Source organism: Streptococcus sp. SV2, assembly GCF_030440175.1.
Lineage (GTDB): Bacteria > Bacillota > Bacilli > Lactobacillales > Streptococcaceae > Streptococcus > Streptococcus raffinosi.
In genome coordinates, this window is the sequence record NZ_JAQFJQ010000015.1 from 1 (window position 1) to 22,667 (window position 22,667).

Below are 22,667 nucleotides of genomic sequence, written 5' to 3' on the forward strand. Positions count from 1 at the left end.
ATCTTGTCAACACTTTTTGAAAAGTTTTTTCCAAACTTCCTCGTGTCTCTGCTTCATCCTCCGATGTAGCCTATTCATATTATCATCTCTTGCTTACCTTGTCAATAACTTTTTTAAAGTTTTAATTACTTTGTTACTTGGTTGTACGCTTGAGACCTTAATAGTCTATCAAGTTTATGAACTAAAGTCAATACCTTTTCTTTTCTTTATCATGAATTTCATTAAAAAAGAAGATCTAGGCAATCTTCTTTTTTGTTTTAAAGTGCTGCACGCATACGTGCTTGTGAATTTTCGACATTACGTATTGAGCGTGGTAAGAAAGCACGAATATCATCTTCTTTATAACCCACTTGCAATCTTTTATCGTCAATTAGTATTGGACTTTTTAAGATTCTAGGGTTTTCCTGAATCAAATCAATGACTTCACTAACACTTAGTTCATCGATATCACAATTCAGAGCTTTTGCATAACGATTTTTTGATGAAACAATACTTTCAACACCGTTCTCCGTTTTTGAAAGGATATTGAGGATTTCTTCTTTTGTAAGTGGTTCTTTACCAAGGTTTTGTTCTTTATAAGGAAGTTGATGGTTATTCAACCATGTTTTTGCTTTTTTACAACTTGTACAACTTGAAATTGTATAAATTTTAATCATGTTAATTCTCTCTTTCTGTCACATGATACTATAATCTTATCACTGTCCTTTATTTTAGAAATCGGTCTAGCGACCTATTTTATACTTAAGGGATATCTTATTGAGATATTAAACATCTCTTTATTTTCAAAAACTACACTTGGACAAAGAAAAAGAGCCTTTCAGCTCTTTTTCGACTTATTCTTCAATTTCGATTGTTGAGTCAAGGTCTAAAACGAGTTCATCTGACGTTTCGTCAACCTGCTTTTCTTCAACAACATCTTCTTCATCTGGCTCAATTAAACCATAGTGTACACGTACCTTATGGTCGATTTCTTCAAAAATTTCTGGGTGATCTGCTAAATATTTTTTAGCATTTTCAGATCCTTGACCAATCTTCTCACCATTGTATGAGAACCAAGCTCCTGCTTTTTGAATGATCCCTAAATCACTAGCAATTTTAACAAGCTCACCTGTTTGTGAAATACCTTCACCATACATAATTTCAACAAAAGCTTCTTTAAATGGTGGAGCAACTTTATTTTTAACAACCTTAATTTTGGTTTCTTTACCAACATTCTGGTCTTTCTTATCACCAGTTCCTTTGATTTGTGTATTTCCACGGACATCAAGACGTACTGACGCATAGAATTTTAGGGCACGTCCGCCAGGTGTAGTCTCTGGATTACCAAACATGATACCAACTTTTTCACGCAACTGGTTAATGAAGATAGCAATTGTCTTCGTTTTATTGATAGATGCAGAAAGCTTACGCATAGCTTGACTCATCATACGTGCTTGAAGTCCGACATGACTGTCACCAATATCTCCATCAATTTCTGCACGTGGTACCAAGGCCGCAACTGAATCAACAACAACCAAATCAACTGCACCAGAGTCAATCAGCTTACCTGCAATTTCGAGACCTTGTTCACCTGAATCAGGTTGTGACAAAAGGAGCTCATCAATATTAACACCTAGGGCTGCCGCATAAGCAGGGTCAAGAGCATGTTCGGCATCAATAAAAGCTGCGATGCCACCTTCTTTTTGTGTCTGAGCTACAGCATGAAGGGCCACAGTTGTTTTACCTGATGACTCTGGTCCGTAAATTTCGATAATACGACCTTTAGGATAACCACCTGCACCAAGAGCAATATCCAAAGCTAGTGAGCCTGAGCTCATCACCTGAACCTTTTGCTCTGCACGCTCACCAAGGCGCATTACAGCACCCTTACCAAAATCTTTTTCAATATTTTTCAATGCATCATCAAGGGCCTTACGACGCTCATCACCGAATTTCTTAGTAATTTCTTCTGTTTTTTTTGTTTTCTTAGCCACTTATTTTCCTCTTCTTTCTATAGTTAAAGACAAATTTAAATCAAGTTGTCTTCTTGTAATAAAGCTTGGCGAACTAGGTTAAAGGCATAGAGGGTACTAATATATCTAACATCAGAACGACTTCTTCCACCTATAACAACCTTGATTGACCTTACTTGATTCCTATCAGCAATACCAATAAATACTGTGCCTGCTGGGTGTCCTTCTAATGAATCTGGTCCAGCTACACCGGTAAGTGCAATTCCGTAATCGCTATCTGTTTTAGCTCGAGCACCTTCTGCCATTTTTTCTGCAGTAAAATGACTAACAACACCATGTTCTTCTAATTGAGACAAAGAAATACCCAACATTTTAGATTTTTCTTCAATGCTATAGGTAACAAATCCACCTTTGAACACTTGCGAAGCTCCTGAAAAATCAGCAATACTAGCTTGAAATAAGCCAGCTGTCAAACTTTCAGCTGCAGTAATGGTTTTGCCATATTTCTTAAGCAATTGAAATGCTTCATAAGCTAAGCTATTTGATTCTCCATATCCATAAATGAGATCGGATAGGGACTTACCATCTAAAGTTTTAGTAGAACGAATTTGTTTTTCTAAAACTTCTAATTTCTGATCTGCTTCTTCTTGCGAGGAAGCCTTGGTTGACAAGCGCAGTGTCACCTCGCCCACTTTAGCGTATGGAGCTATGGTTGGATCTGTTTGGTTAACAATAAAATCCTTCAGGATAGTAACCAATTGACTTTCTCCAACACCAAAAAATCTTAGAACTCTAGAATAAAGAGTAGTATGATTCTCTGTAAGCGCTGGAATAAGCTCTTGGTTCACCATTGGTTTGAGTTCACTTGGTGGACCAGGCAAGACGACATAAGTCACTCCTTTAGCAGTGATAATCCCCCCAACTGCTAAACCCGTGAGATTTTGCAAGGGCACAGACCCCTCAACAATTTGCACTTGGCGTTCATTATTAGGTGTCCGTATATGTTTAGGACGAGTAGCAAAGAATCTATCCAGTTTTTTACTTGCCTCCTCGTCAAAGACAAGTTTTTTCCCTAGAAACTTAGCCAGTGTTTGCTTGGTTAAGTCGTCCTCCGTAGGGCCAAGTCCACCACAAAGTATGACTAAGTCACTACGTTTACTAGCTTGATCTAGAACTGAAAGAAGGCGGTTTTCATTGTCCCCTACTGCTGTGTGAAAATACACATCAATTCCTAGTTCAGCTAGTTTTTCAGATAAAAATTGGGCATTGGTATTGGTGATTTGCCCTGTAAGAATTTCAGTTCCTACTGCAATCAATTCAGCTTTCATTGGTTCACCTATATTATTATTCGTAAAAAATCTCAAAAATATGTTTGTTTATAAACTAACACGTTTTTGTCATATTGTCAATCAAATATACTCATTATTTAAAGTCGCAATCATTTTCATGATCGTTCACAAATCCTGTAGCTTGTAAAAAAGAGTAAATGGTAGTCGGGCCTAAAAATTTAAACCCTCGCTTTTTTAAATCCTTTGCTATTTGTTTAGAAAGGTCTGTTGATGATGGGACGTCCTTATATGTGGGAACGTTATTTATCAAGGGCTTCCCGTCAAAGAAATGCCAAAAATATTGGGATAGGGAGCCAAATGCATCTTGGAGTTTAAGTACTTGTTTGGCATTATTTACAGTTGCTTCTAGTTTAAGTTTGTGACGAATGATATCCGGATTTTGAAGCGCTTCTTCAAGTTCACTTAGGCTAAACTGGGCAACACACTCAATATCATAGTTATGAAAAACACGATTAAAAGCCTGACGCTTATTTAAAACCGTTAACCAGGAAAGCCCTGACTGATAACTTTCTAAGCAAAGAAGCTCAAAAAGTTTTTGATCATCAACAATAGGTTTTCCCCATTCCTTATCATGATAATCACAATAGAGTTTGTTGTCGGTTGGAACCCAACGACATCGATTGACCATTGCTTACCTCACTTCATCAACATTTTAAGAGCTGACTTAATATATTGCTCTGCTGTTTCATTGGTACCCTCAAAAAAGGCTTTCACTTTCTTAAGCTCTGTGGCTTTGTAACCAAGAGCAAGCAAGGCTTCCATAGCTTCATCCAACTGATGATTCCCTGCAGGCTGATTTGGTGTGGCTTTGGTCGTTTCTGCTGGTAATTCTGCAAATTTTCCTGCCAGATCCAGAACCATTTGTTGAGCAGTCTTTTTACCAATCTTTGGAAATTTCATCAAGTACTTAATGTCACTATTATCAACGGCAGCAACAAGTCCTTGATTATCATCTACGGCAACAATGGCTAGGGCAGTCGTCGGTCCTATTCCAGAAACCGAAATAAGCTTAAGGAAAACTTCTTTTTCATCTTCAGTATGGAAACCAAAAAGAAGGTGGGCATCATCTCTAATAACCTGATGAAGATAGACTTGGATAGTCTGATTCATTTGGTCAGAAAAACTATAGGGATTTGCTACAGTGACAATGTAACCTAGACCGTTTGCTTCTATAACGATATACTTGGCAGTAATTTTTACTAGAGTTCCCTTGATGTAATCATACATAGTGTGTAATTTCCTTTCTCGTTCGTATCTTCAATGGATTACTTTATCATTTTATATTGGTAAGATAATTGTCTTGAGTGTCCATCTTGTCCTCTCAAGGACTGCTGTACTATTGTAACAAAAAATCCACTCGAAAGTGGATTCTGTTTGCTCTATTTTAAGGATGACTACTCGTCTTTAAAATATCAATAATCATCTTCAAGCCTAAGAGAACATATGTTGAAATACCTAAGGTGAGGGCAATGCTAGACACGTTTACTAGAGTATTCTCAAAACTTGGTCGACCTAACCAAGCTAAAATGTAGAAAATCAAGCTAGTCGCTAAAAATGTTAAGCCAACAAGTAAAAAGTATTTATTAGTTTTTGTTAGGTGTCTCATCACTCTACCTCCTAACTTAAAAATCAGGCAATCATCCTACAATGATATGCTAAAACATTAGAAGATTCCTTATCTTCACCACTATTATAAATCTAACATGCCTATTCGTAAAGCAAGACCAAAAAAAGTTTTAATACTTACCTAGGTCACGTAGACTCGTATGATTTTCTTGGATACGACGGAACATTTTTTCCATATCGGACTTGGTAAAGTTGACAAGAACTGGACGTCCATGAGGGCAATTGTAGGGATTTTTACACTGGGCAAGCTGTACCAGTAGATCACGCGCAGAGTAATCATCCAGAGCATGATTGGCCTTGATTGAACGTTTACAACTCATCATGATAGCTAACTCAGCACGATATGTCTTGACGGATACTTCATTCGTCAAAAGAAGCATGTCGCACATCTCATATACTGCAAATTCGATTTCTTCTTCCTTCATCCAGATAGGATGTTCACGAAGAATGAAGGTGTTATTTCCATAAGGCTCTAGATAGATACCAACCTGGTTAAGAAGGGGCATTTTTTCTTGTAAGCTAATGTAATCTGAACCTAAAAATTCAAAGAGATAGGGAACCAAGAGCTGTTGTAAACTACTGTCAACCTCACCAATCTTTTCGCGATAGTACTCATACTTGACACGTTCTTGGGCAGCATGCTGGTCAATGATGTAAAGTCCACCTTGTCCTTGTGCAAAGAGATAGGTTCCATGCATCTGACCAAAAAACTCCAACTCAGGGAAGGTTGATGTTTCCTCATTGTCCAGATTTTCAAGCATGCGCTTCATTTTCGACTTGTTTTTATAATCAAGTTTTTCGTGTTCGTTATCACCTTCATCTACCGAACGCTGTGCCTGTTTTACAGTTGGCTTCGCCTTGCTTTCATCCGGTGTTGCTATAGACTTGGACTCTGATACTAGAGGTTTGATATCTTCTTGGACAGTCTCTGGTTTAACAAAGAAATCATTACGACTGCTATCATAATAAAGATTGGTTTGTTTGAGAGGTAAACTCGTTTGAACTGGTTTAGCTACACCTCTAGTACTTGACTTAGCTAGATTTTCAAGGGCGTCAGGGATCAAATCATGCTCTCTAAGGCTTTGAGCAATGGCAGAGCTGATGAGAGCCATAAGCTCCTTTTCTTTAGAGATACGTACTTCCTGCTTTGTTGGGTGAACATTGACATCAGCCAAATAAGGATCAATTTGAATATCAATAACCGCAATAGGGAAGCGTCCCACCATAAGTTTAGAACCATAACCATCAAAAATAGCACGGTTAAGCAAAAAGTTTTTAATATAACGTCCGTTAATGAGAATCGTGATGTAGTTACGATTCGCACGAGTTAATTCAGGAAGACTAACATAGCCAGAAACTTCAAAATCAAGGTCAGAATTTGAAATTTCCACCATTTTTTTAGCCGTTGTCAAACCATAAATCCCGGCAATAGCTTGACGGAGGTCTCCAGTACCTGATGTCTGTGTCAACTGACGACCGTCATTAAACAAGGTAAAGGCAACCTCAGGATGAGCTAGACTCAGACGATTGACAACATCGACAATATGAGCCAACTCAGCCTGTAAACTCTTCATATACTTGAGACGAGCTGGGGTGTTATAAAATAAGTTTTCAACGGTAATCTTTGTTCCCACTGGGGTTGAAATAGGAGCCTGACTCTCAATTTCTCCACCTTTGGTAACCAGTTTAGTCCCGTAGGCTTCTCCATCCGCTGCGGTCACAATAGTTAGGCGACTGATAGAAGCTATTGATGGCAGGGCTTCACCTCGAAAACCAAGAGTTCGAATACGAAAGAGATCTCCTTGATTTTTGATTTTACTCGTTGCATGACGGCGCAAACTCATGGCTACATCAGCTTGAGCCATTCCTTCGCCATTGTCTGTGATTTGAATTTTTGAGAGGCCTGATTCTTCAACTTCAATGGTAATCTGGGTGCTACCTGCATCAATAGCATTTTCCACCAACTCTTTGACAACACTGGCTGGGCGCTCTACGACCTCACCAGCAGCAATCTGATTGGCTAGCACCTCAGGCAATTCGATGATTTTTGGCATAATTATTTTCCCTTCTAAAAAGTTGAGAGACTACTGTTTCTAACTGTTACTAATGCTTACTATACAACCATAACTCACACACAACTGTTAGCCAAGATAAGGCTGTGGCTATAACAATCATATCTCCATGACGAAGGTTGAACCAAATGAGCCCAGAAAAAATCAAGAGGTAGATGACTTGGAAAATCCATTGATAGGTTTTGGTAAAGCTTGTCGAATCCATAAACTGCTTCACGAAGAAATAAAGCAAGAGCAAGTTCAGTGTTAGTGACTTTTCAAAAGGTGTAAAAAAGCTCAAAATTAGACTACAGGCAAGAAAAATTCCTGCTAGCCACTTCATTATAGATTTCATGTGATTACCTCGTCAGTACGTTTTCATTAAGTATAGGGGTTTTCTAAAATATTTTCAACCACTTAGACACCATATAGGACCACATAGACAAGTGCTATTGCTGTGGGCTAGTAAATAGTGTTTAATAAAGGTGTGGAAGGGAGGAGGCCTCCTCAATTACAAATAAGAAAGGATAGTTATGAAAATAAAAGTTCAGATTGACTCAGCATTTCAAGAAGAAATATTGCAGATTCAGGCTCCTGGTCGGACGCCTAAGATTCAGCAAGTCGTCGAGTTTGTCGAAAGTTTGGATAGCAACCACCGACTCAAAGGAAAAAAAGATGGCGAAACTTACCTCATCGAACCTGATGCTATTTCCAGAATTTACATCGAAAATCGTCAAGTTCTAGCTGAAACTACTCAAGGAGAGTATCACTTAGGCCTACGTCTCTATCAAGTTTTAGAAAAACTGCCATCACATTTTCTCAAAATCTCACAATCAGAGATTGTCAACCTCAAAGAAATTGAACGTTTCAACATCACCCCTAACGGCCTCGTCGAAATTCACCTTAAAAACAAGGAAACCACCTACTCATCACGCCGTTACCTAAAAGCAATAAAGGAGAAATTACAATGAAAAAACAATTTTTTAAATCAGGCACAGTTGGTATCCTTATTGGACTAGTCGTATCCATGGTTATGTCTCTTATCTGGGCGCCAAGCTACATGCCCCTAAATCCTCACTCAGCCATTGGACAATGGATGACCTCACATCAGATTCACGGATCCTTCGTATTGGCCTACTGCCTTATCACTTGGTTTGCTATCGGTATTCTTTTTGAAGTCGCTAGTTATATTTTCCGTAAGGCTGAATGGAGTTTGCTTCGTGCAACCCTCACTCACTATGCCTTGACTTGCATCGGTTTCATTCCACTAGCTACCCTCAGCGGATGGTTTCCTCTACGTTTGGCTTTCTACTTGGAACTCGTCATTGAATTCAGCCTTATCTATCTCATCGTTTGGGTCATCTCTTATTGGAAAATGAAAAAAGAAATTGAGAAACTGAATCAAGAATTAAAACATCTATAAAAGACAAGAAGCCTGTCAATTGACAAGCTTCTTTTATAGTTTCTGTTTTAAATCGGCTACAGCCATCATGACTTGCATCGGTGTCATATTGTAAATGTCTAAATCACGTAACTCTTGAAGAACCGGATTTTCAGTAAAATCATCAAAGAGAGAGATTTGCTCGTTGACATGTGTTTCAGTGATAGTCTTCTCTTGAGGCGATACCTTTTCCTGAGGTTGGATGGTAACTGTCTCGCCCTCTAGTTGTGTCAAGATGGTGTCAGCACGTTCCAGTAAATCTGCTGGTAAACCTGCAATCTTAGCTACATGAATACCATAAGATTTGTCGGCTGGTCCATCGACAATCTTGTGAAGGAAAGTCACCTCACCATCCTTTTCAAGTGTCGCAACATGAACATTGACAAGGTGTGTCAAAGTATTTGACAGGGCTGTCAACTCATGATAATGGGTAGCAAACATGGTCTTAGCTTCTACCTTGTCGTGAATAAACTCAATGATAGACTGGGCCAGAGCCATACCATCATAAGTGGCTGTCCCACGTCCCAACTCATCAAAAATAATCAAGGAATTAGGTGTCGCCCTCTTAATAGCCTGGTTAGCCTCCATCATCTCAACCATGAAGGTCGACTGCCCTGAAATCAGGTCATCTGCAGCACCAATACGTGTATAGATAGCATCAAAAACTGGCAAGTCAATACTATCTGCTGGCACGTAAGACCCCATCTGAGCCATAACTACTGACAAGGCTAACTGACGCATATAGGTAGATTTACCACTCATATTTGGCCCTGTAATGAGCTGAACATTGGTCTGACTGTCAAAGGTAATCGTATTTGGAATGTATTCCTGAACGCCCATAACTTTCTCAACCACTGCATGACGGCCTTGATCAATAACAATACGATGCTCATCATTGAAAATAGGGCGGACATAATGATTGGTCTCTGCTACAACAGCTAGACTCTGAAGCACATCAACTGTAGCAATAGCCTTAGCCAAAGATTGCAAACGGTCAATATAGCGTTCAACCTGCTCACGGACACGCATGAAAATATCATACTCTAGCGTTGATGATTTTTCACGTGCCTCAAGCATTTCACCTTCAATTTTAGCCAACTCAGCAGTTCCAAAGCGCTCTGAATTTTTCAGGGTTGCCTTGCGGAAGAAATGGTCAGGAACCAAGCTAAGGTTAGAGTTGGTCACATGGAAGTAATAACCATCTTTACGGTTATAATCAATTTTTAGTGTTGTAATACCAGACGCTTCACGTTCCTTGGCTTCGATATCTGCGATCCATGACGTTCCCTCACTCATCACCTTGCGATACTTGTCCAAGGTCTCATCAAAACCAGCACGGATAATGCCACCTTCTGTAATGGTTGCAGGGGCATCAGGATCAATAGCCGACCGAATCAAACTCTCTAATTCTAGCAGAGTATCTAAGTCTTGTAAAAGGGCTGACAAGGCATCGTCATTAAAAGACTCCAAAATCGCCTTAATGACCGGAACCTGAGCTAGGGTATGACCTAACTGAATCAAATCTTTTGGATTAGCCTTTCCGAAGGAAACACGACTAGCTAGGCGCTCAATATCGTAAACCCCTTTAAGACTCTCGGTCAAGTCACTACGCTCAAAGAAATTATCCAAGAAAACTTGGATAATATTCTGACGCTTGGTGATAGTGGCTTGATTCACTAAAGGACGATCAATCCAAGTTCGCAAGAGACGCATTCCCATAGCTGTCTTGGTTTCATCCAAGAGCCAGAAAAGAGATCCATGTTTCTTGCCCGTTCTAGCATTTTCCAGTAAATCCAAACTCGACTTGGTCGTATAGGACATCTGCAAGTAATCCTTAATCTCATAGTGCTGAGCCTTTTGTAAATGACTAAGCTCACGCATCTGAGTACGGTGCACATACTGGAGAAGTTTACCAGCCACACTGCTTTCCAAATCTGTCAAGCTAGTGTCAATCAAGTGGACATCATCGTAAACATCTGTTTCCTTGGAGAGTAGAAGGTTGAGTTGCTTGACCAAAACTTGTTCGTCAACTTCAGATAAATCATAACCAACCACTACTTCACGTGCTTTAAGGTTCTGAATTTCACTACAAACTGAACTGAAATCATCCAACTCTGTCGCAAAAAATTCACCCGTTGACACATCCATATAGGCCAGTCCGAATCGACTTTCAACCTTGTCAATGGCCACCAAGAAATTATTGGCATTATCAGGTTTAGAACTATCAACCACTGTCCCTGGCGTGATAACTTGAACTACCTCACGCTTAACCACACCAACAGCCTGTTTAGGATCCTCCATCTGCTCAGCAATGGCTACTTTGTAGCCCATCTCAACCAAGACATCAATATAGGCTTGAGCCGAATGATAAGGAACACCTGCCATAGGAATGGGATTATCTGCGTTCTTATTACGACTGGTTAGGCTAATTTCCAATATTTGGGCAGCCTTAACGGCATCCTCGTAAAATAATTCGTAAAAATCCCCCATACGGAATAGCAAAAAAGCATCTGGATAATTTTCCTTGATATCCAAATACTGCTGCATCCCTGGAGATATTTTTTCCTTAGCCATGTCTTAACTCCTCGTTAATCCTTTCTTCGATAGACTTGGTCACATATTGGATCAAGTCACTGGCATCTTGCATTTTTTGACGGTAGTCCTGAACAATGGGTAAATTTTCCAACTCATGCTGAATCAAATCTGCCTGCTCACCTGCCTCCTCATAGGCACGCTGTTTCTCAATTTTTTGAAAAAGCACGGCTTCTTGTTGGTAAGCCTTCATCTGTCCAGCCAGATGACTGATTTGAGGGACCTGCCCGATAGCTTCCTCAGCCTCTTGAAAAGCAAGAACCGCCTCATGGTGTTTGAGGAGGTCAACTAACTCTTCTTTAGCTTTTTGGAGGTCCTGATGAGGAGTCTTCATCAGTGAAACTCGCTTTCCAATTTTTCAGCAACCATAGCGTCCTTACAGATGGCTAAAAGGGTATCTGCGCCAGCAACAGTTCCTAAAATTTCAGGATTTCCATCACTGTCAATCAGATTCGCCAAAACATCAGCTTCACCCAACTCTGTGTGAAGGACCAGCATAAACTGAGCACGGGAAATGGATTTGACATAGTCCTTAACCGTAGGGTCCAAACTTGGAAGCACATGCTCAGACAGACTGTAGTAAAGTCTACCTTCCTCATCACGAAGCTTCAAGAGACCAATCTCACGCAAATCACGTGATAAGGTAGCTTGTGTAACTGTGATACCTTCTGCCTCTAGGCGTTGCTTAATTTCCTCTTGTGTCCCAATCTTCTCTCTTGAAATCATCTGTTTGATAACAGCTTGGCGATCTCTCTTCATTATCTTTCCTCTTTTTATGTATATTCCTTGCATATTATAACAGAATTTTTGTATTTTTTCATGGAATACTTCCTAAGAGATAGCTTCTTGTCCCTACCCTATTAACTGAAATAATGGTAAAATAGAAGTTAATGACAAGATTTGAAATGGAGTACCTATGAATACTAAAGAACTCATTGCAGCAGAGATTGCCAAAGTTGTTCCCGAATTGGAACAAGAAAACATTCAAAATCTGCTTGAAACCCCTAAAAACGCTGACATGGGGGACCTCGCCTTTCCTGCCTTCTCATTGGCAAAAGTCTTGCGCAAGGCTCCTCAAATGATTGCAGCAGACATCGCTGAAAAAATCGATGCCTCAAACTTTGAAAAAGTTGAAGCTGTTGGTCCTTACATCAACTTCTTCCTTGATAAATCAAAAATTTCAGCGGACGTTCTTGGACAAGTTATTGCTCAAGGTAACCACTACGCTGACCAAAATATCGGCCACGGACGTAACATTGCCTTTGATATGTCTAGTCCTAACATCGCTAAACCTTTCTCTATCGGTCACTTGCGTTCAACAGTTATCGCTGACGCTCTTGCCAATATCGTGGCTAAACAAGGCTACAAACCAGTCCGCATCAACCACTTGGGTGACTGGGGTAAACAGTTTGGTATGCTGATTGTTGCCTATAAAAAATGGGGTAGCGAGGAAGCTGTCAAAGCCAACCCAATCAACGAACTCCTTCAACTTTATGTACGTATCAATGCTGAAGCTGAAGAAGACCCATCTGTAGACGAAGAAGCTCGTGAATGGTTCCGTAAATTGGAAGCTGGTGACGAGGAAGCAACTACCCTCTGGCAATGGTTCCGTGACGAAAGCTTGGTGGAATTCAACCGTCTCTACGATGAACTCGGTGTTTCTTTTGATAGCTACAATGGTGAGGCCTTCTACAATGATAAGATGGATGAAGTCGTTGACATCTTGACAGAAAAAGGACTTCTCCAAGAATCTCAAGGTGCCCAAGTGGTTAACCTTGAAAAATACGGTATTGAACACCCAGCCCTCATCAAAAAATCAGATGGTGCGACACTCTACATCACACGTGACTTGGCTGCTGCCCTCTACCGTAAACGTACTTACGACTTTGCCAAAGCCATCTATGTGGTTGGTAATGAACAATCTGCCCACTTCAAACAGTTGAAAGCTGTTCTTAAAGAAATGGGCTACGACTGGTCTGACGATATGACTCACGTTGCCTTTGGTCTTGTAACTAAGAACGGTAAGAAATTGTCAACTCGTAAGGGTAACGTTATCTTACTTGAGCCAACTATCGCTGAAGCTGTCAACCGTGCCCAAGCTCAAATCGAAGCTAAGAATCCAAACTTACCTAACAAGGAAACTGTTGCTCATGCTGTCGGTGTTGGAGCTATCAAGTTCTACGACCTTAAAACAGACCGTATGAATGGTTATGACTTCGACCTTGATGCCATGGTATCCTTCGAGGGAGAAACTGGACCTTACGTTCAATATGCACATGCTCGTATCCAATCTATCTTGCGCAAGGCTGACTTCACGCCATCTGCAGATGCTACATACAGCCTAAACGACGTTGAAAGCTGGGAAATCATCAAACTCATCCAAGACTTCCCACGCATCATCAACCGTGCTTCAGACAACTTTGAACCATCTATCGTTGCTAAATTTGCTATCAGCTTGGCCCAAGCCTTTAACAAATACTATGCGCACACACGTATCCTGGATGAAAGCCCAGAACGTGATAGCCGTTTGGCTCTTTGCTACGCAACAGCAACAGTCCTCAAAGAAGCCCTTCGCCTTCTCGGTGTCGAAGCTCCAGACGAGATGTAAGTCATATTCAAAACGCCTAAGGGCGTTTTTTTAGTGACCAAAAAAAGAACCCAACACATGGTGTTGAGCTCTTTTGGAGATTATGAAAAAGAAAAGTTCGTTGTTCTACAAATAGTATCAGCCAACGAGACTTACTGAACAAGGTTCAATAAATGTTATTTAGGATGTTTTAAGTATAATATAGTTTTCTTAAATTAATCTTAAAACACCGTAAAAAAATCCCCTAAGGGATTTTCACAGTAATCCAAAGACCACTGACAAAGATACGATTGTACAGGCTTTCCAACCTCCTCTTCCTAATCCTCCAAAGGTGACCGCTTGTCCAATAGAATCTTTATATGACTATATTACCTTGTTTTGGAAGTGTTTTCAAGTGGTTTCTTAAAATATCCTAATAAAATCTTAAAAAGAAGAAAAAGCCTAGATATCTAGACTTTCTTCGGGGAGATTTGTTATGAAAAAGTTTTTCACCAGCTCGCCAAAGCTAGTTGTTTTATTAGGATAGTTATAATATAAGCTAATAAACTTAAAGGTTGCTTAAAATATCATTCCCTTGAATCACTTTTTAAAATGATAAGTAAAATAAGTAACAATAAGGAACCACTAGGAATATCCATATCTAAAAACCAAGAGGGGGCTTTGATACTTCCAATATCGTTCATGATGGGGAGGATATTAAAAGCAATGCTTACTATTAAGAGGCTCAACTCCAGTAAATACTTAAATCGTCCTTTTAAGATGGCCAACTCCTCCTTCCTGGCAGTTTTCTAGCGATGACTCTATTATAAGGCTGAAAAGAGAACAAAACTAGTGACATAAATGTCACCATCAAAAAAGCAGGTCTGCCCTGCTTTTTTTACTGTATTGCTTCAATTAGTCACCCAAACCGATGCGTTCGAAGATTTCATCCACCCGTTTGGTGTAGTAAGTTGGATTGAAGATTTCGTCGATTTCTTCTTGAGTGAGACGTGAAGTCACTTCTGGATCTGCTTCAAGAAGTGGCTTGAAGTCGACTTGGTTATCCCATGATTGGGCAGTCTTCGGTTGAACAAGGTCGTAAGCTTGCTCACGCGTCATGCCTTTTTCAATCAAAGTCAACATAGCACGTTGACTGAAGATAAGACCAAATGTAGAGTTCATGTTTCGCTTCATGTTTTCAGGGAAGACTGTCAAGTTCTTAACGATGTTTCCAAAACGGTTGAGCATGTAGTCAATCAAGATAGTTGTATCTGGTGTGATGATACGCTCAGCTGATGAGTGAGAGATATCACGTTCATGCCAGAGTGACACATTTTCATAAGCTGTCACCATGTGACCACGGATAACACGCGCAAGACCTGTCATGTTTTCAGAACCGATAGGGTTGCGTTTGTGAGGCATTGCTGAAGACCCTTTTTGCCCTTTAGCAAAGAACTCTTCCACTTCACGTTGTTCAGATTTTTGAAGACCACGGATCTCAGTTGCCATACGTTCGATAGATGTTGCGATGCTAGCAAGAACTGCAAAGTACTCAGCGTGAAGGTCACGAGGAAGGACCTGTGTAGAGATTTCTTGAGCACGGATACCAAGCTTGTCGCAGACGTATTTTTCAACGAATGGTGGGATGTTGGCAAAGTTACCAACCGCACCAGAAATCTTACCAGCTTCCACACCAGCAGCCGCATGCTCGAAACGCTCGATATTACGTTTCATTTCGCTGTACCAAGTTGCCAATTTAAGACCAAAAGTTGTCGGCTCAGCGTGCACACCGTGGGTACGCCCCATCATGATGGTGAACTTGTGTTCTTTGGCCTTGTCTGCCACGATTTTAGTGAAGTTTGCAAGGTCCTTACGGATGATATCGTTGGCTTGTTTATAGAGGTAACCATAGGCAGTATCAACCACGTCAGTAGACGTCAAGCCATAGTGAACCCACTTACGCTCTTCACCAAGCGTTTCAGAAACCGCACGTGTGAAGGCAACCACATCGTGACGTGTTTGCTGCTCGATTTCCAAAATACGGTCGATGTCAAAGTCCGCTTTCTCGCGAATCAAAGCCACATCTTCCTTAGGGATTTCCCCCAACTCAGCCCATGCTTCGTCAGCCAAGATTTCCACCTCAAGCCAAGCACGGTATTTATTTTCTTCACTCCAAATGTTCGCCATCTCAGGGCGAGAGTAACGTTCGATCATTGTTGTTTCTCCTTTAAATTATCTAAAAAATGCAAATATCAAAAATAAAACTAGAAATACTGCCGTAGCAACTGCCCACTTTAGTCTTTCTTCCTTAGAAGTCTGAGGTTTTTCTGCTGAAGTTACATTTGAATAAAATGTTTCGTTTTCATCTAGTTCATCTTCATTATCATCAGAAGATAAACCTAATGCATTTACCCCACACCCAATAAATAGTACTAAAAATAACCACTTCATCTATAGCTACTCCTTCAGTAGAGTCTGTCTATATTCAAATGCTTCAGCGTTCTCATTTAATTCTATAGTCAACTCTTCGTGTTTGTCTAAAAGCGCCTTAATTTTTTCAAATGGAACTTTGAAGTACTCTTTACGGTTATTTACTTTATTAACCTTATACTCACTAAGTTGATTATGTAATTCAGTCTCTAATGCAAAAGCTTCTTCACTAAAAATCAAAGCATGGACATCAAATTGAAAAGGTACTGATGCGCTACTTAATTCCCTGATGCGTTCAAGAGGTTCTAAACGACGAGTAACTCCAATTTTATAAACATCTTCACCAAAGGAACCAATGTTAGAAATAACATATACGTAGCCTGCAGTTGCATGACCTTCACGATAATCAATATCTTCTTCGATTTCATCTAGTTCGGATAATTTATCTTGGTACTCAGATAACTGTCTCTGAAGTTCTCCGAACTCTTCACCAGTAGCATTTTTCAAAAGTTCCTCAACCTTAGAAACCATATTTTTAAAGTGAGTTCTATCTTTTTCCAATTGTTTTCGACGTGCTTTAATTTCAGCCTGAAGTTTTTTGTCCTCACGCTCTTTTGCTCTTTGCTCTCGAAGCAATTCTTTTTCTTCTTGCTTCTGTAACTCAAACTCAGCAGCTAGACGTAATTCTTCAATTTTCAAGTTTAGATAGGGTATCGTAATTTCAATTTGATTACGTGAATACATTATATTCAGTTGTTGGAATGCTTTCTTCAATGCCTGGATTTTCTTTTCCACATTCGAAACAGAAACTTTTACTAACAAGGCATCCGCTTCACCATTAAAACCACGAATAGCTGCTTTAATAAGCTGATTCTGCATTGCCTTCCCCTTGCTTTTATTATTATCTAAAAGCATAGGTACTATAATTCTACCAGCCTGACCAGTTTTAACTAAATCTTTCTGCTGTTTTCGCAAATTATCCAAAGCTTCCTTATATTTTGTGCTATCAGAAAACTTATACTGTCTCTCAAAGAATCCAAACTCTTGTAATCCAAGTGTGTCATTAGCTAAAGAAATCTCGTTCTGAATAGCAAATAATTCTGACCGCTTCTGAGATAACTCCGTATTTAATGAGACTATCTCGTCTGCTATCTTTATTTGAGCTTTTAAATCTGCCAATTTTGCTTTTTGAATAGCAATCTCTTGATTTAATCTCTGAATTTTATTTTCTAAAGCTTCATCTTTGGGTTTTCCAAAATTAAATATCGACATTAAGGTCTCCTATTCAAACTCCTCTTTCCCAATCCACACTGATGGATAGTGATCCAGTGTATTCAAATCAGTATCCATCGGCAAATCATAGATAGCTAAATAGTTTTCAGGATATTGAGCAAGCAACTCTTCATACTTAGCTCTCACTTTTTCGTGATTGCTACTAGCATACAAGACTTCGACGACTGCTCCAGTCTTATCTTTTTCAACAAATGCATTAACGATGAGTTGAAACATAAAACCTCCTAAATCGAAATACCCTTCATATTTGCTTCCAGAATAGGCATCTCAACACCTAACTCCTGACCAGTCTGATAAACACTTTGACAACAGTAGAAGATGTCTCGTTTATCATTGTGTAAGGTCATGATTTTTCGTGTCAGCTCATTTTTCGCAAACATGACTTTCATGGCTTTTCCGGCAATCCAAGCGGGAATTTTGTAAGGGAGAAGCTCGGCTTTGTAAAGCTTCAAATTCACACCACGCGCTTCTACGACTTTCAAAGCTTCTCGAATGGCCTTGATGGCCAATAACAATTCTGAAGAACTATTCATCAAGTTCAAAGCCAGCTGTTCTGGATTTTCCAATTTTCCCGAACGCGCAGCTGTCGAAGTGACACCTGCATTAATCGCCATGTGAATCCAAATCCACTCGACCATATCATGAGGAACTTCCCACTTCAAATCTGCAGAAGTCAATAAATCTGTCAGATCAGCATAGTTAGAAATGTCTGCTTTTTGCTCACCTTCTAGCATTAAATGGTCGAACAAGACACCATCCAAATGGTCCTCCTGCATATGACCGCCCGCTGTCGGAAAAGCCAGAATGTAGTCGTAATCTCCTGCCCACTCTTGGACCTCTTTTCGTGTATTCCAGAAATTGCAGAAGAAAACGAGGGTGCCTTTGATATTATTTTTTCGCAAGGTTTCCACGGCTTCTTTGACAAAACCATGACGCACACTGAGAAAAATAAAATCATATTCCGAATCAGCTTCTGCCACATGAACTTCATAGGTGTCGTGTTTGTTTTCACCCTTGGAATGATAGCGACCATCTAGCAAATCAACCGAGAGTTTTTGGGGAACATTGTTTTTCTTACTGTCTCTCATTACATGTTCTACTTGATAGCCTGCTTTTTGAAAAGCGTAGGCGTAAGTGGTCCCGATAACTCCGAGTCCTAGGATTGCTATTCTCACCTAAAAATCAATTCCTTTCCCAAACTCAACCACACTATCTGGTTCATCACTAAACAAAGTCACATGACCCATTTTGCGGTTGTGCTTCGCTTCTAGTTTACCATACATGTGGAGGTGAGCACTTGGATTTTCTGTGACATAACGCTCAGCTGCTTCGACGTGTTGGCCGAGGATGTTGAGCATGACAGCTGGTGCATGAAGGTGGATTGCTGGAAGTGGTGCTCCGAGAACACCCAAGATGTGCGTGTCAAACTGTGAAAAGTCGCAGGCTTCGATTGAGTAGTGTCCTGAATTGTGCGGACGTGGTGCGATTTCGTTGACGATGATGTCATCAGCTGTCGCAAACATTTCCACACAGAGAGTGCCAGAGAGGTTAAGTTGCTCGGCAATCTTCACTGCCATAGCTTTAGCTTTCTCAGCTAGACTGTCAGAAATGCGAGCAGGCACGATAGTTTTAGAGAGGATATTGTTGCGGTGGATATTTTCCTGAACTGGGAAAACCGTCACATCCTTGCCGTTACCAGACACGATGACAGAAATTTCAAGGTCGAAGTTAACGAACTCTTCCAAGACACACTCGGCCGAGTTAGCAAGGGCATTTGCCTCTTCCAAATCGTCAGCTGATGTGATGACTTTTTGACCGTGGCCATCGTAACCACCTGTCGCAGTCTTGAGGACGTATTTTTTAGAAAGGTCAATATCTTCCAAATCAAGGCTAGATGTCACGACCTTGTAAGGAGCAACGGTTACTTTAGCCTTGTTTGAGAGGAAGTCCTTCTCAAAAATACGGTTTTGTGAAATGCGAAGCAGGTCTGTCCCTTGTGGAAGCTGACCGTCTTTGATAACAGCGTCAAGGCCGTCAGCGTCGACATTTTCAAATTCATAGGTAAGAACATCACAGCGGTCTGCCAACTGACGAAGGGCATCTACGTCATCGTAGGGTGCCACGATAACCTCAGACACACGAGAAGATGGACAATCTGCTGCAGGATCAAGGGTGATAACCTTGTGGCCCATGTAGATAGCTGAGATAGCCATCATCTGACCGAGCTGGCCACCACCGATGATACCAATGGTTTTAGTTGAGCTCATTTGTAGACTCCTCTGCGATTTTTCCTTGTTCTTCAGCAAAGTTAGCAAGCGCATCCGCAATGGCCTTGTCTTCTACTGAGAGAAGACGGAGGGCAAAGAGGGCAGCATTAGTCGCACCAGCTTCACCGATAGCCATGGTTGCGACTGGTACACCACCTGGCATCTGAACGATAGAATAGAGCGAATCTACACCGCTAAGAGCACGTGATTTGACTGGTACACCGATGACTGGAAGGGTTGTTTTGGCAGCAACCATACCTGGCAAGTGAGCTGCGCCACCCGCACCAGCGATGATGACCTTAATGCCACGGCTACGTGCTTCTTCAGCATGTTTGAACATGAGGTCCGGTGTACGGTGTGCGGAAACAACTTTCTTTTCGTAAGCGACACCAAAGTTGTCGAGGACTTCAGCGGCTTTTTGCATGGTTGCCCAGTCGGATTTTGAGCCCATGATAATGGAAATTACTGGTTTCATAGTTAATATCCTTTTTCTTTTTTGATAATGGTCTTAGGTGGTGGGGACGGAAGCAAACCTTCGGTTTCATTCCTAAACTTTGAGCCTAAGGTCTCAAAGTTTCCCCCGACCAGAACAAAGACTGTTCTGGTCTTTTCACCACGGCGACCATTATCTTAGTTAGGCTCGCTTTCGCTCGCCATTGACAAATAATAATGTCTGTTAATCTTTTATCGCCTTGCTACCGATATCATTTCGATAGAAGAGGCCTTCTGTGTTTTGGTTGCTGAGTTCGTTGTAGATGATGTTTTGGCCGTCTTTGACGGTGTCTGCTGTTGTGACAAGCATGTAGACACGTCCTCCGTTTGAGAGGAGGTCTTGCCCATTCTCAGCGAATTTAGCACCTGCATAATAAGTGATGATGTCACCCTCTGTCTTGGCTGGAAGCTTGACACCCTTCTCATAAGCGAGTGGGTAACCGTTTGATGCTACAACCACACCCAGTGTCACACCCTTGTCGGTCCAAGTGATGACTGGCTCTTTACCATCCAAAATATCAGTGATATTTTGCGCAAAGTCAGATGTCAAACGAGGCAAGATGATTTGCGTCTCAGGATCTCCGAACCGTGAGTTGAACTCGATGACTTTAGGTCCGTCAGCTGTCAAGATAAGACCAGCGTAAAGCACACCAGTGTAAGGACGACCTTCTTTAATCATGCCTTCAAGAACTGGCTTGACAATAGTGTCAACCGCTGTGTCAACCACGCTCTGTGGCAAGTGAGGAACCGGCGCATAGGCACCCATCCCACCAGTGTTAGGACCCTTGTCGCCATCATAGGCACGTTTGTGGTCCTGAGCCGTTGGCATGATGTAGAACTTGTCCCCATTGACAAAGGCAAAGAGAGAGAACTCTTCCCCGTCAAGAAATTCCTCGATGACCACTCGCGCACCTGAGTCACCAAATTTATTGTCCAAAAGCATCTCGTGAGCAGCTTCGACGGCTTGCTCAACCGTTTCAGCAACGACGACACCTTTACCTAGGGCCAAGCCGTCTGCCTTGACGACGATTGGAGCGCCTTTTTCCTCGATGTAGGCCTTGGCTTCCTCGAAATCTGAAAATGTGCCATAGGCTGCTGTCGGAACGTCGTATTTGACCATGATTTCCTTAGCGAAATCCTTAGACCACTCCAACTCAGCCGCAGCCTTGGTCGGACCAAAGGCTTTGAGTCCTGCCGCATTGAAATCATCCACGATACCAGCCGCAAGGGCATCATCTGGACCGATAAAGGTCCAAGCAATATCGTTCGCCTTTGCGAAGTCAATCAGCTTAGAATGTTCGGAAATTCCGATATTGATCAAATCAAGACCGTCCAATGTCATCCCGTCATTACCAGGAGCCACGAAAACTTGCTCAACGTCCTTAGACTCCAATAATTTCTTGGCAATCGCATGTTCACGACCACCAGAACCAACAACCAAAAGTTTCATTTGAAAGATACCTCAATATCAAATAAGACTAGGGGCAAATGCCCGTTAACGACAATCATTCGGAAAAATTAGCAATTTTCACGAATTATACATAACCATTATAACATATTTGTTCGGAGATATGGGGGTGTAGCCAAATTTGAACACAAAAAAGGCGGCCACTTGGACCACCTCTTAGGAGATTATGAAAATGAAAAAAGTTATTTAGGATTAATGATAGTATAGTCTAAACAGCTTAAGGGAGGCTTAAACGCAAAAATTATCTCCATTTTCCTGAAAAACTGCGAATAGGTAGGTGGAGGTTAAAATGAAGAAAAAATTACTAAATTGTCTCTTACCGCTAGCTTGTCTAGCGACTGTTTCGGTTTCGTGTGGAAGCTCTGCTCAGGCGGCTGTCCTCGGAGATGACTATCCTTCCTCTTGGAAATATGGGGGCTTCGGCGTGGACCCTTGGACTATGTACTGGCGTCAGTGTACGTCCTTTGCAGCCTATCGCCTCAGCAACACCAATGGATTCACCTTACCAGTAGGTTATGGAAATGCCATCACCTGGGGACCAATTGCACGAGCGAATGGACATCGTGTAGACATGAATCCTGCTGTTGGAAGCATCGCTTGGTTTTCAGACGGTGTCAACGGAGCTGGATATATGGGACATGTGGCTTGGGTAGCCGAGGTGAATGGCGATCAGGTCACTATTGAAGAATACAACTATAATGCTGGGCAAGGGCCTGAGAAATACCATAAACGCAGTTTCCATAAGAGTCAAGTGTCTGGTTATATCCACTTTAAAGACCTCGAATCAGGAGCTCAAACTAGTAATCCAACCAACTCTTCTATCAAGGTTGGCGATACTGTCCGATTTACAGGTACTTTCCGTGTCACATCAATCGTAGGAAGTAATATCACTAGCCAAGACCTAGCTGGAGGTACACCAACCAAACACAATATTGTAGATCCTGGACCCGTTCTTGAAGTTGATGGACGAGGCAATCCAACATCAGACCAATACCTCAATCCTGGTGAGACTTTTACCATTCCAGGTAACTTCAAAGTGCTTGCCATTGATCCACCAAGCGATGGCGTCCTCGTCCAAATCGGAAATCGCAAGACTTGGGTAACCCAGTCTGTCCTTGAAAAGGTTTAAATCTATTGAAC

The 22,667-nt window shown here is 41.2% G+C and carries 23 protein-coding genes; 4 read left to right on the plus strand and 19 right to left on the minus strand.

Features of this window, described 5'->3' with window-relative positions; all coding sequences use genetic code 11:
- Nucleotides 1-257: 257 nt before the first annotated feature.
- The 8 genes from spx to PCY14_RS07780 form a co-directional block, all read right to left on the minus strand.
- Nucleotides 258-656 (minus strand): transcriptional regulator Spx, encoded by a 399-nt coding sequence (spx, locus tag PCY14_RS07745; RefSeq protein ID WP_002886328.1) that lies wholly within the window; start codon nucleotides 654-656, stop codon nucleotides 258-260.
- A 177-nt stretch (nucleotides 657-833) separates the two neighbouring features.
- Nucleotides 834-1,973 carry a recombinase RecA gene (gene recA / locus PCY14_RS07750; protein ID WP_060933948.1) on the minus strand — a complete coding sequence of 380 codons (1,140 nt, stop codon included), beginning with the start codon at nucleotides 1,971-1,973 and terminating at the stop codon, nucleotides 834-836.
- A 35-nt stretch (nucleotides 1,974-2,008) separates the two neighbouring features.
- Complete coding sequence (locus PCY14_RS07755) at nucleotides 2,009-3,280, minus strand: competence/damage-inducible protein A (RefSeq protein ID WP_301363380.1); 1,272 nt, start codon at nucleotides 3,278-3,280, stop codon at nucleotides 2,009-2,011.
- A 94-nt stretch (nucleotides 3,281-3,374) separates the two neighbouring features.
- On the minus strand, nucleotides 3,375-3,929 hold the full coding sequence (locus PCY14_RS07760) for a DNA-3-methyladenine glycosylase I (RefSeq protein ID WP_021151325.1): 555 nt from the start codon (nucleotides 3,927-3,929) through the stop codon (nucleotides 3,375-3,377).
- An 8-nt stretch (nucleotides 3,930-3,937) separates the two neighbouring features.
- Nucleotides 3,938-4,528, minus strand: coding sequence for a Holliday junction branch migration protein RuvA (gene ruvA, locus PCY14_RS07765; RefSeq protein WP_060933947.1), 591 nt, complete (start codon nucleotides 4,526-4,528; stop codon nucleotides 3,938-3,940).
- 157 nt (nucleotides 4,529-4,685) lie between these two features.
- Complete coding sequence (locus PCY14_RS07770; protein WP_021151323.1) at nucleotides 4,686-4,907, minus strand: hypothetical protein; 222 nt, start codon at nucleotides 4,905-4,907, stop codon at nucleotides 4,686-4,688.
- Nucleotides 4,908-5,037: 130 nt separating this feature from the next.
- The gene (mutL, locus tag PCY14_RS07775) at nucleotides 5,038-6,981 is read right to left on the minus strand and encodes a DNA mismatch repair endonuclease MutL (RefSeq protein WP_021151322.1); all 1,944 of its coding nucleotides are present in this window, start codon (nucleotides 6,979-6,981) and stop codon (nucleotides 5,038-5,040) included.
- 49 nt (nucleotides 6,982-7,030) lie between these two features.
- The gene (locus PCY14_RS07780) at nucleotides 7,031-7,333 is read right to left on the minus strand and encodes a hypothetical protein (RefSeq protein WP_042771675.1); all 303 of its coding nucleotides are present in this window, start codon (nucleotides 7,331-7,333) and stop codon (nucleotides 7,031-7,033) included.
- Nucleotides 7,334-7,511: 178 nt separating this feature from the next.
- Here PCY14_RS07780 and PCY14_RS07785 point away from each other — a divergent pair, with 178 nt between their 5' ends.
- On the plus strand, nucleotides 7,512-7,949 hold the full coding sequence (locus tag PCY14_RS07785) for a LytTR family DNA-binding domain-containing protein (protein ID WP_060933946.1): 438 nt from the start codon (nucleotides 7,512-7,514) through the stop codon (nucleotides 7,947-7,949).
- Complete coding sequence (locus tag PCY14_RS07790) at nucleotides 7,946-8,401, plus strand: DUF3021 domain-containing protein (protein WP_060933945.1); 456 nt, start codon at nucleotides 7,946-7,948, stop codon at nucleotides 8,399-8,401. Before PCY14_RS07785 ends, PCY14_RS07790 begins: the two co-directional genes overlap by 4 nt.
- 33 nt (nucleotides 8,402-8,434) lie before the next feature.
- Here PCY14_RS07790 and mutS read toward each other — a convergent pair whose 3' ends face one another.
- From mutS to argR, 3 genes are read right to left on the minus strand one after another with little or no spacing between them, the layout of a single operon-like run.
- The gene (gene mutS, locus PCY14_RS07795) at nucleotides 8,435-10,993 is read right to left on the minus strand and encodes a DNA mismatch repair protein MutS (RefSeq protein ID WP_301363381.1); all 2,559 of its coding nucleotides are present in this window, start codon (nucleotides 10,991-10,993) and stop codon (nucleotides 8,435-8,437) included.
- Nucleotides 10,986-11,345, minus strand: coding sequence for a YlbF family regulator (locus PCY14_RS07800; RefSeq protein ID WP_293925554.1), 360 nt, complete (start codon nucleotides 11,343-11,345; stop codon nucleotides 10,986-10,988). The genes mutS and PCY14_RS07800 overlap by 8 nt, the downstream gene beginning before the upstream one ends.
- Nucleotides 11,345-11,773: an arginine repressor gene (gene argR / locus PCY14_RS07805; RefSeq protein ID WP_301363389.1), complete on the minus strand. Its 429-nt coding sequence runs from the start codon at nucleotides 11,771-11,773 to the stop codon at nucleotides 11,345-11,347. The genes PCY14_RS07800 and argR overlap by 1 nt, the downstream gene beginning before the upstream one ends.
- A gap of 154 nt (nucleotides 11,774-11,927) precedes the next feature.
- Here argR and argS point away from each other — a divergent pair, with 154 nt between their 5' ends.
- Complete coding sequence (argS, locus tag PCY14_RS07810; RefSeq protein ID WP_301363382.1) at nucleotides 11,928-13,619, plus strand: arginine--tRNA ligase; 1,692 nt, start codon at nucleotides 11,928-11,930, stop codon at nucleotides 13,617-13,619.
- A gap of 873 nt (nucleotides 13,620-14,492) precedes the next feature.
- On the opposite strand, the gene purB is transcribed toward argS, so the two are convergent.
- The 8 genes from purB to purD form a co-directional block, all read right to left on the minus strand.
- Entirely contained in the window at nucleotides 14,493-15,791 is a 1,299-nt protein-coding gene (purB, locus tag PCY14_RS07815; RefSeq protein ID WP_164376619.1) for an adenylosuccinate lyase, read from the minus strand.
- An 18-nt stretch (nucleotides 15,792-15,809) separates the two neighbouring features.
- Complete coding sequence (locus PCY14_RS07820) at nucleotides 15,810-16,028, minus strand: hypothetical protein (RefSeq protein ID WP_070439566.1); 219 nt, start codon at nucleotides 16,026-16,028, stop codon at nucleotides 15,810-15,812.
- A 6-nt stretch (nucleotides 16,029-16,034) separates the two neighbouring features.
- Entirely contained in the window at nucleotides 16,035-17,279 is a 1,245-nt protein-coding gene (locus PCY14_RS07825) for a DUF4041 domain-containing protein (RefSeq protein WP_164376620.1), read from the minus strand.
- 9 nt (nucleotides 17,280-17,288) lie between these two features.
- Entirely contained in the window at nucleotides 17,289-17,516 is a 228-nt protein-coding gene (locus PCY14_RS07830; protein ID WP_164376621.1) for a phosphoribosylaminoimidazole carboxylase, read from the minus strand.
- 8 nt (nucleotides 17,517-17,524) lie between these two features.
- Nucleotides 17,525-18,475 carry a ketopantoate reductase family protein gene (locus PCY14_RS07835; protein WP_164376622.1) on the minus strand — a complete coding sequence of 317 codons (951 nt, stop codon included), beginning with the start codon at nucleotides 18,473-18,475 and terminating at the stop codon, nucleotides 17,525-17,527.
- Nucleotides 18,476-19,567: a 5-(carboxyamino)imidazole ribonucleotide synthase gene (purK, locus tag PCY14_RS07840; RefSeq protein ID WP_021144795.1), complete on the minus strand. Its 1,092-nt coding sequence runs from the start codon at nucleotides 19,565-19,567 to the stop codon at nucleotides 18,476-18,478.
- Complete coding sequence (gene purE / locus PCY14_RS07845) at nucleotides 19,554-20,042, minus strand: 5-(carboxyamino)imidazole ribonucleotide mutase (protein WP_014633767.1); 489 nt, start codon at nucleotides 20,040-20,042, stop codon at nucleotides 19,554-19,556. Before purE ends, purK begins: the two co-directional genes overlap by 14 nt.
- A 201-nt stretch (nucleotides 20,043-20,243) precedes the next feature.
- Nucleotides 20,244-21,509, minus strand: coding sequence for a phosphoribosylamine--glycine ligase (purD, locus tag PCY14_RS07850; RefSeq protein ID WP_021144794.1), 1,266 nt, complete (start codon nucleotides 21,507-21,509; stop codon nucleotides 20,244-20,246).
- A 307-nt stretch (nucleotides 21,510-21,816) separates the two neighbouring features.
- Between purD and PCY14_RS07855 the strand changes: the two genes are divergently transcribed.
- Nucleotides 21,817-22,656, plus strand: a complete 840-nt coding sequence (locus PCY14_RS07855; RefSeq protein ID WP_042771674.1) for a CHAP domain-containing protein — start codon at nucleotides 21,817-21,819, stop codon at nucleotides 22,654-22,656.
- Nucleotides 22,657-22,667 lie beyond the last annotated feature (11 nt).

Coding starts and splice junctions, on each gene's coding strand:
- PCY14_RS07760 (WP_021151325.1), bottom strand. CDS start 3,929: ATGGTCAATCGATGTCGTTGGGTTCCAACCGACAACAAACTCTATTGT.
- spx (WP_002886328.1), bottom strand. CDS start 656: ATGATTAAAATTTATACAATTTCAAGTTGTACAAGTTGTAAAAAAGCA.
- purD (WP_021144794.1), bottom strand. CDS start 21,509: ATGAAACTTTTGGTTGTTGGTTCTGGTGGTCGTGAACATGCGATTGCC.
- purE (WP_014633767.1), bottom strand. CDS start 20,042: ATGAAACCAGTAATTTCCATTATCATGGGCTCAAAATCCGACTGGGCA.
- PCY14_RS07755 (WP_301363380.1), bottom strand. CDS start 3,280: ATGAAAGCTGAATTGATTGCAGTAGGAACTGAAATTCTTACAGGGCAA.
- PCY14_RS07770 (WP_021151323.1), bottom strand. CDS start 4,907: ATGAGACACCTAACAAAAACTAATAAATACTTTTTACTTGTTGGCTTA.
- PCY14_RS07820 (WP_070439566.1), bottom strand. CDS start 16,028: ATGAAGTGGTTATTTTTAGTACTATTTATTGGGTGTGGGGTAAATGCA.
- PCY14_RS07825 (WP_164376620.1), bottom strand. CDS start 17,279: ATGTCGATATTTAATTTTGGAAAACCCAAAGATGAAGCTTTAGAAAAT.
- PCY14_RS07785 (WP_060933946.1), top strand. CDS start 7,512: ATGAAAATAAAAGTTCAGATTGACTCAGCATTTCAAGAAGAAATATTG.
- PCY14_RS07780 (WP_042771675.1), bottom strand. CDS start 7,333: ATGAAATCTATAATGAAGTGGCTAGCAGGAATTTTTCTTGCCTGTAGT.
- mutL (WP_021151322.1), bottom strand. CDS start 6,981: ATGCCAAAAATCATCGAATTGCCTGAGGTGCTAGCCAATCAGATTGCT.
- purB (WP_164376619.1), bottom strand. CDS start 15,791: ATGATCGAACGTTACTCTCGCCCTGAGATGGCGAACATTTGGAGTGAA.
- mutS (WP_301363381.1), bottom strand. CDS start 10,993: ATGGCTAAGGAAAAAATATCTCCAGGGATGCAGCAGTATTTGGATATC.
- PCY14_RS07855 (WP_042771674.1), top strand. CDS start 21,817: ATGAAGAAAAAATTACTAAATTGTCTCTTACCGCTAGCTTGTCTAGCG.
- PCY14_RS07830 (WP_164376621.1), bottom strand. CDS start 17,516: ATGTTTCAACTCATCGTTAATGCATTTGTTGAAAAAGATAAGACTGGA.
- argS (WP_301363382.1), top strand. CDS start 11,928: ATGAATACTAAAGAACTCATTGCAGCAGAGATTGCCAAAGTTGTTCCC.
- purK (WP_021144795.1), bottom strand. CDS start 19,567: ATGAGCTCAACTAAAACCATTGGTATCATCGGTGGTGGCCAGCTCGGT.
- ruvA (WP_060933947.1), bottom strand. CDS start 4,528: ATGTATGATTACATCAAGGGAACTCTAGTAAAAATTACTGCCAAGTAT.
- PCY14_RS07790 (WP_060933945.1), top strand. CDS start 7,946: ATGAAAAAACAATTTTTTAAATCAGGCACAGTTGGTATCCTTATTGGA.
- PCY14_RS07800 (WP_293925554.1), bottom strand. CDS start 11,345: ATGAAGACTCCTCATCAGGACCTCCAAAAAGCTAAAGAAGAGTTAGTT.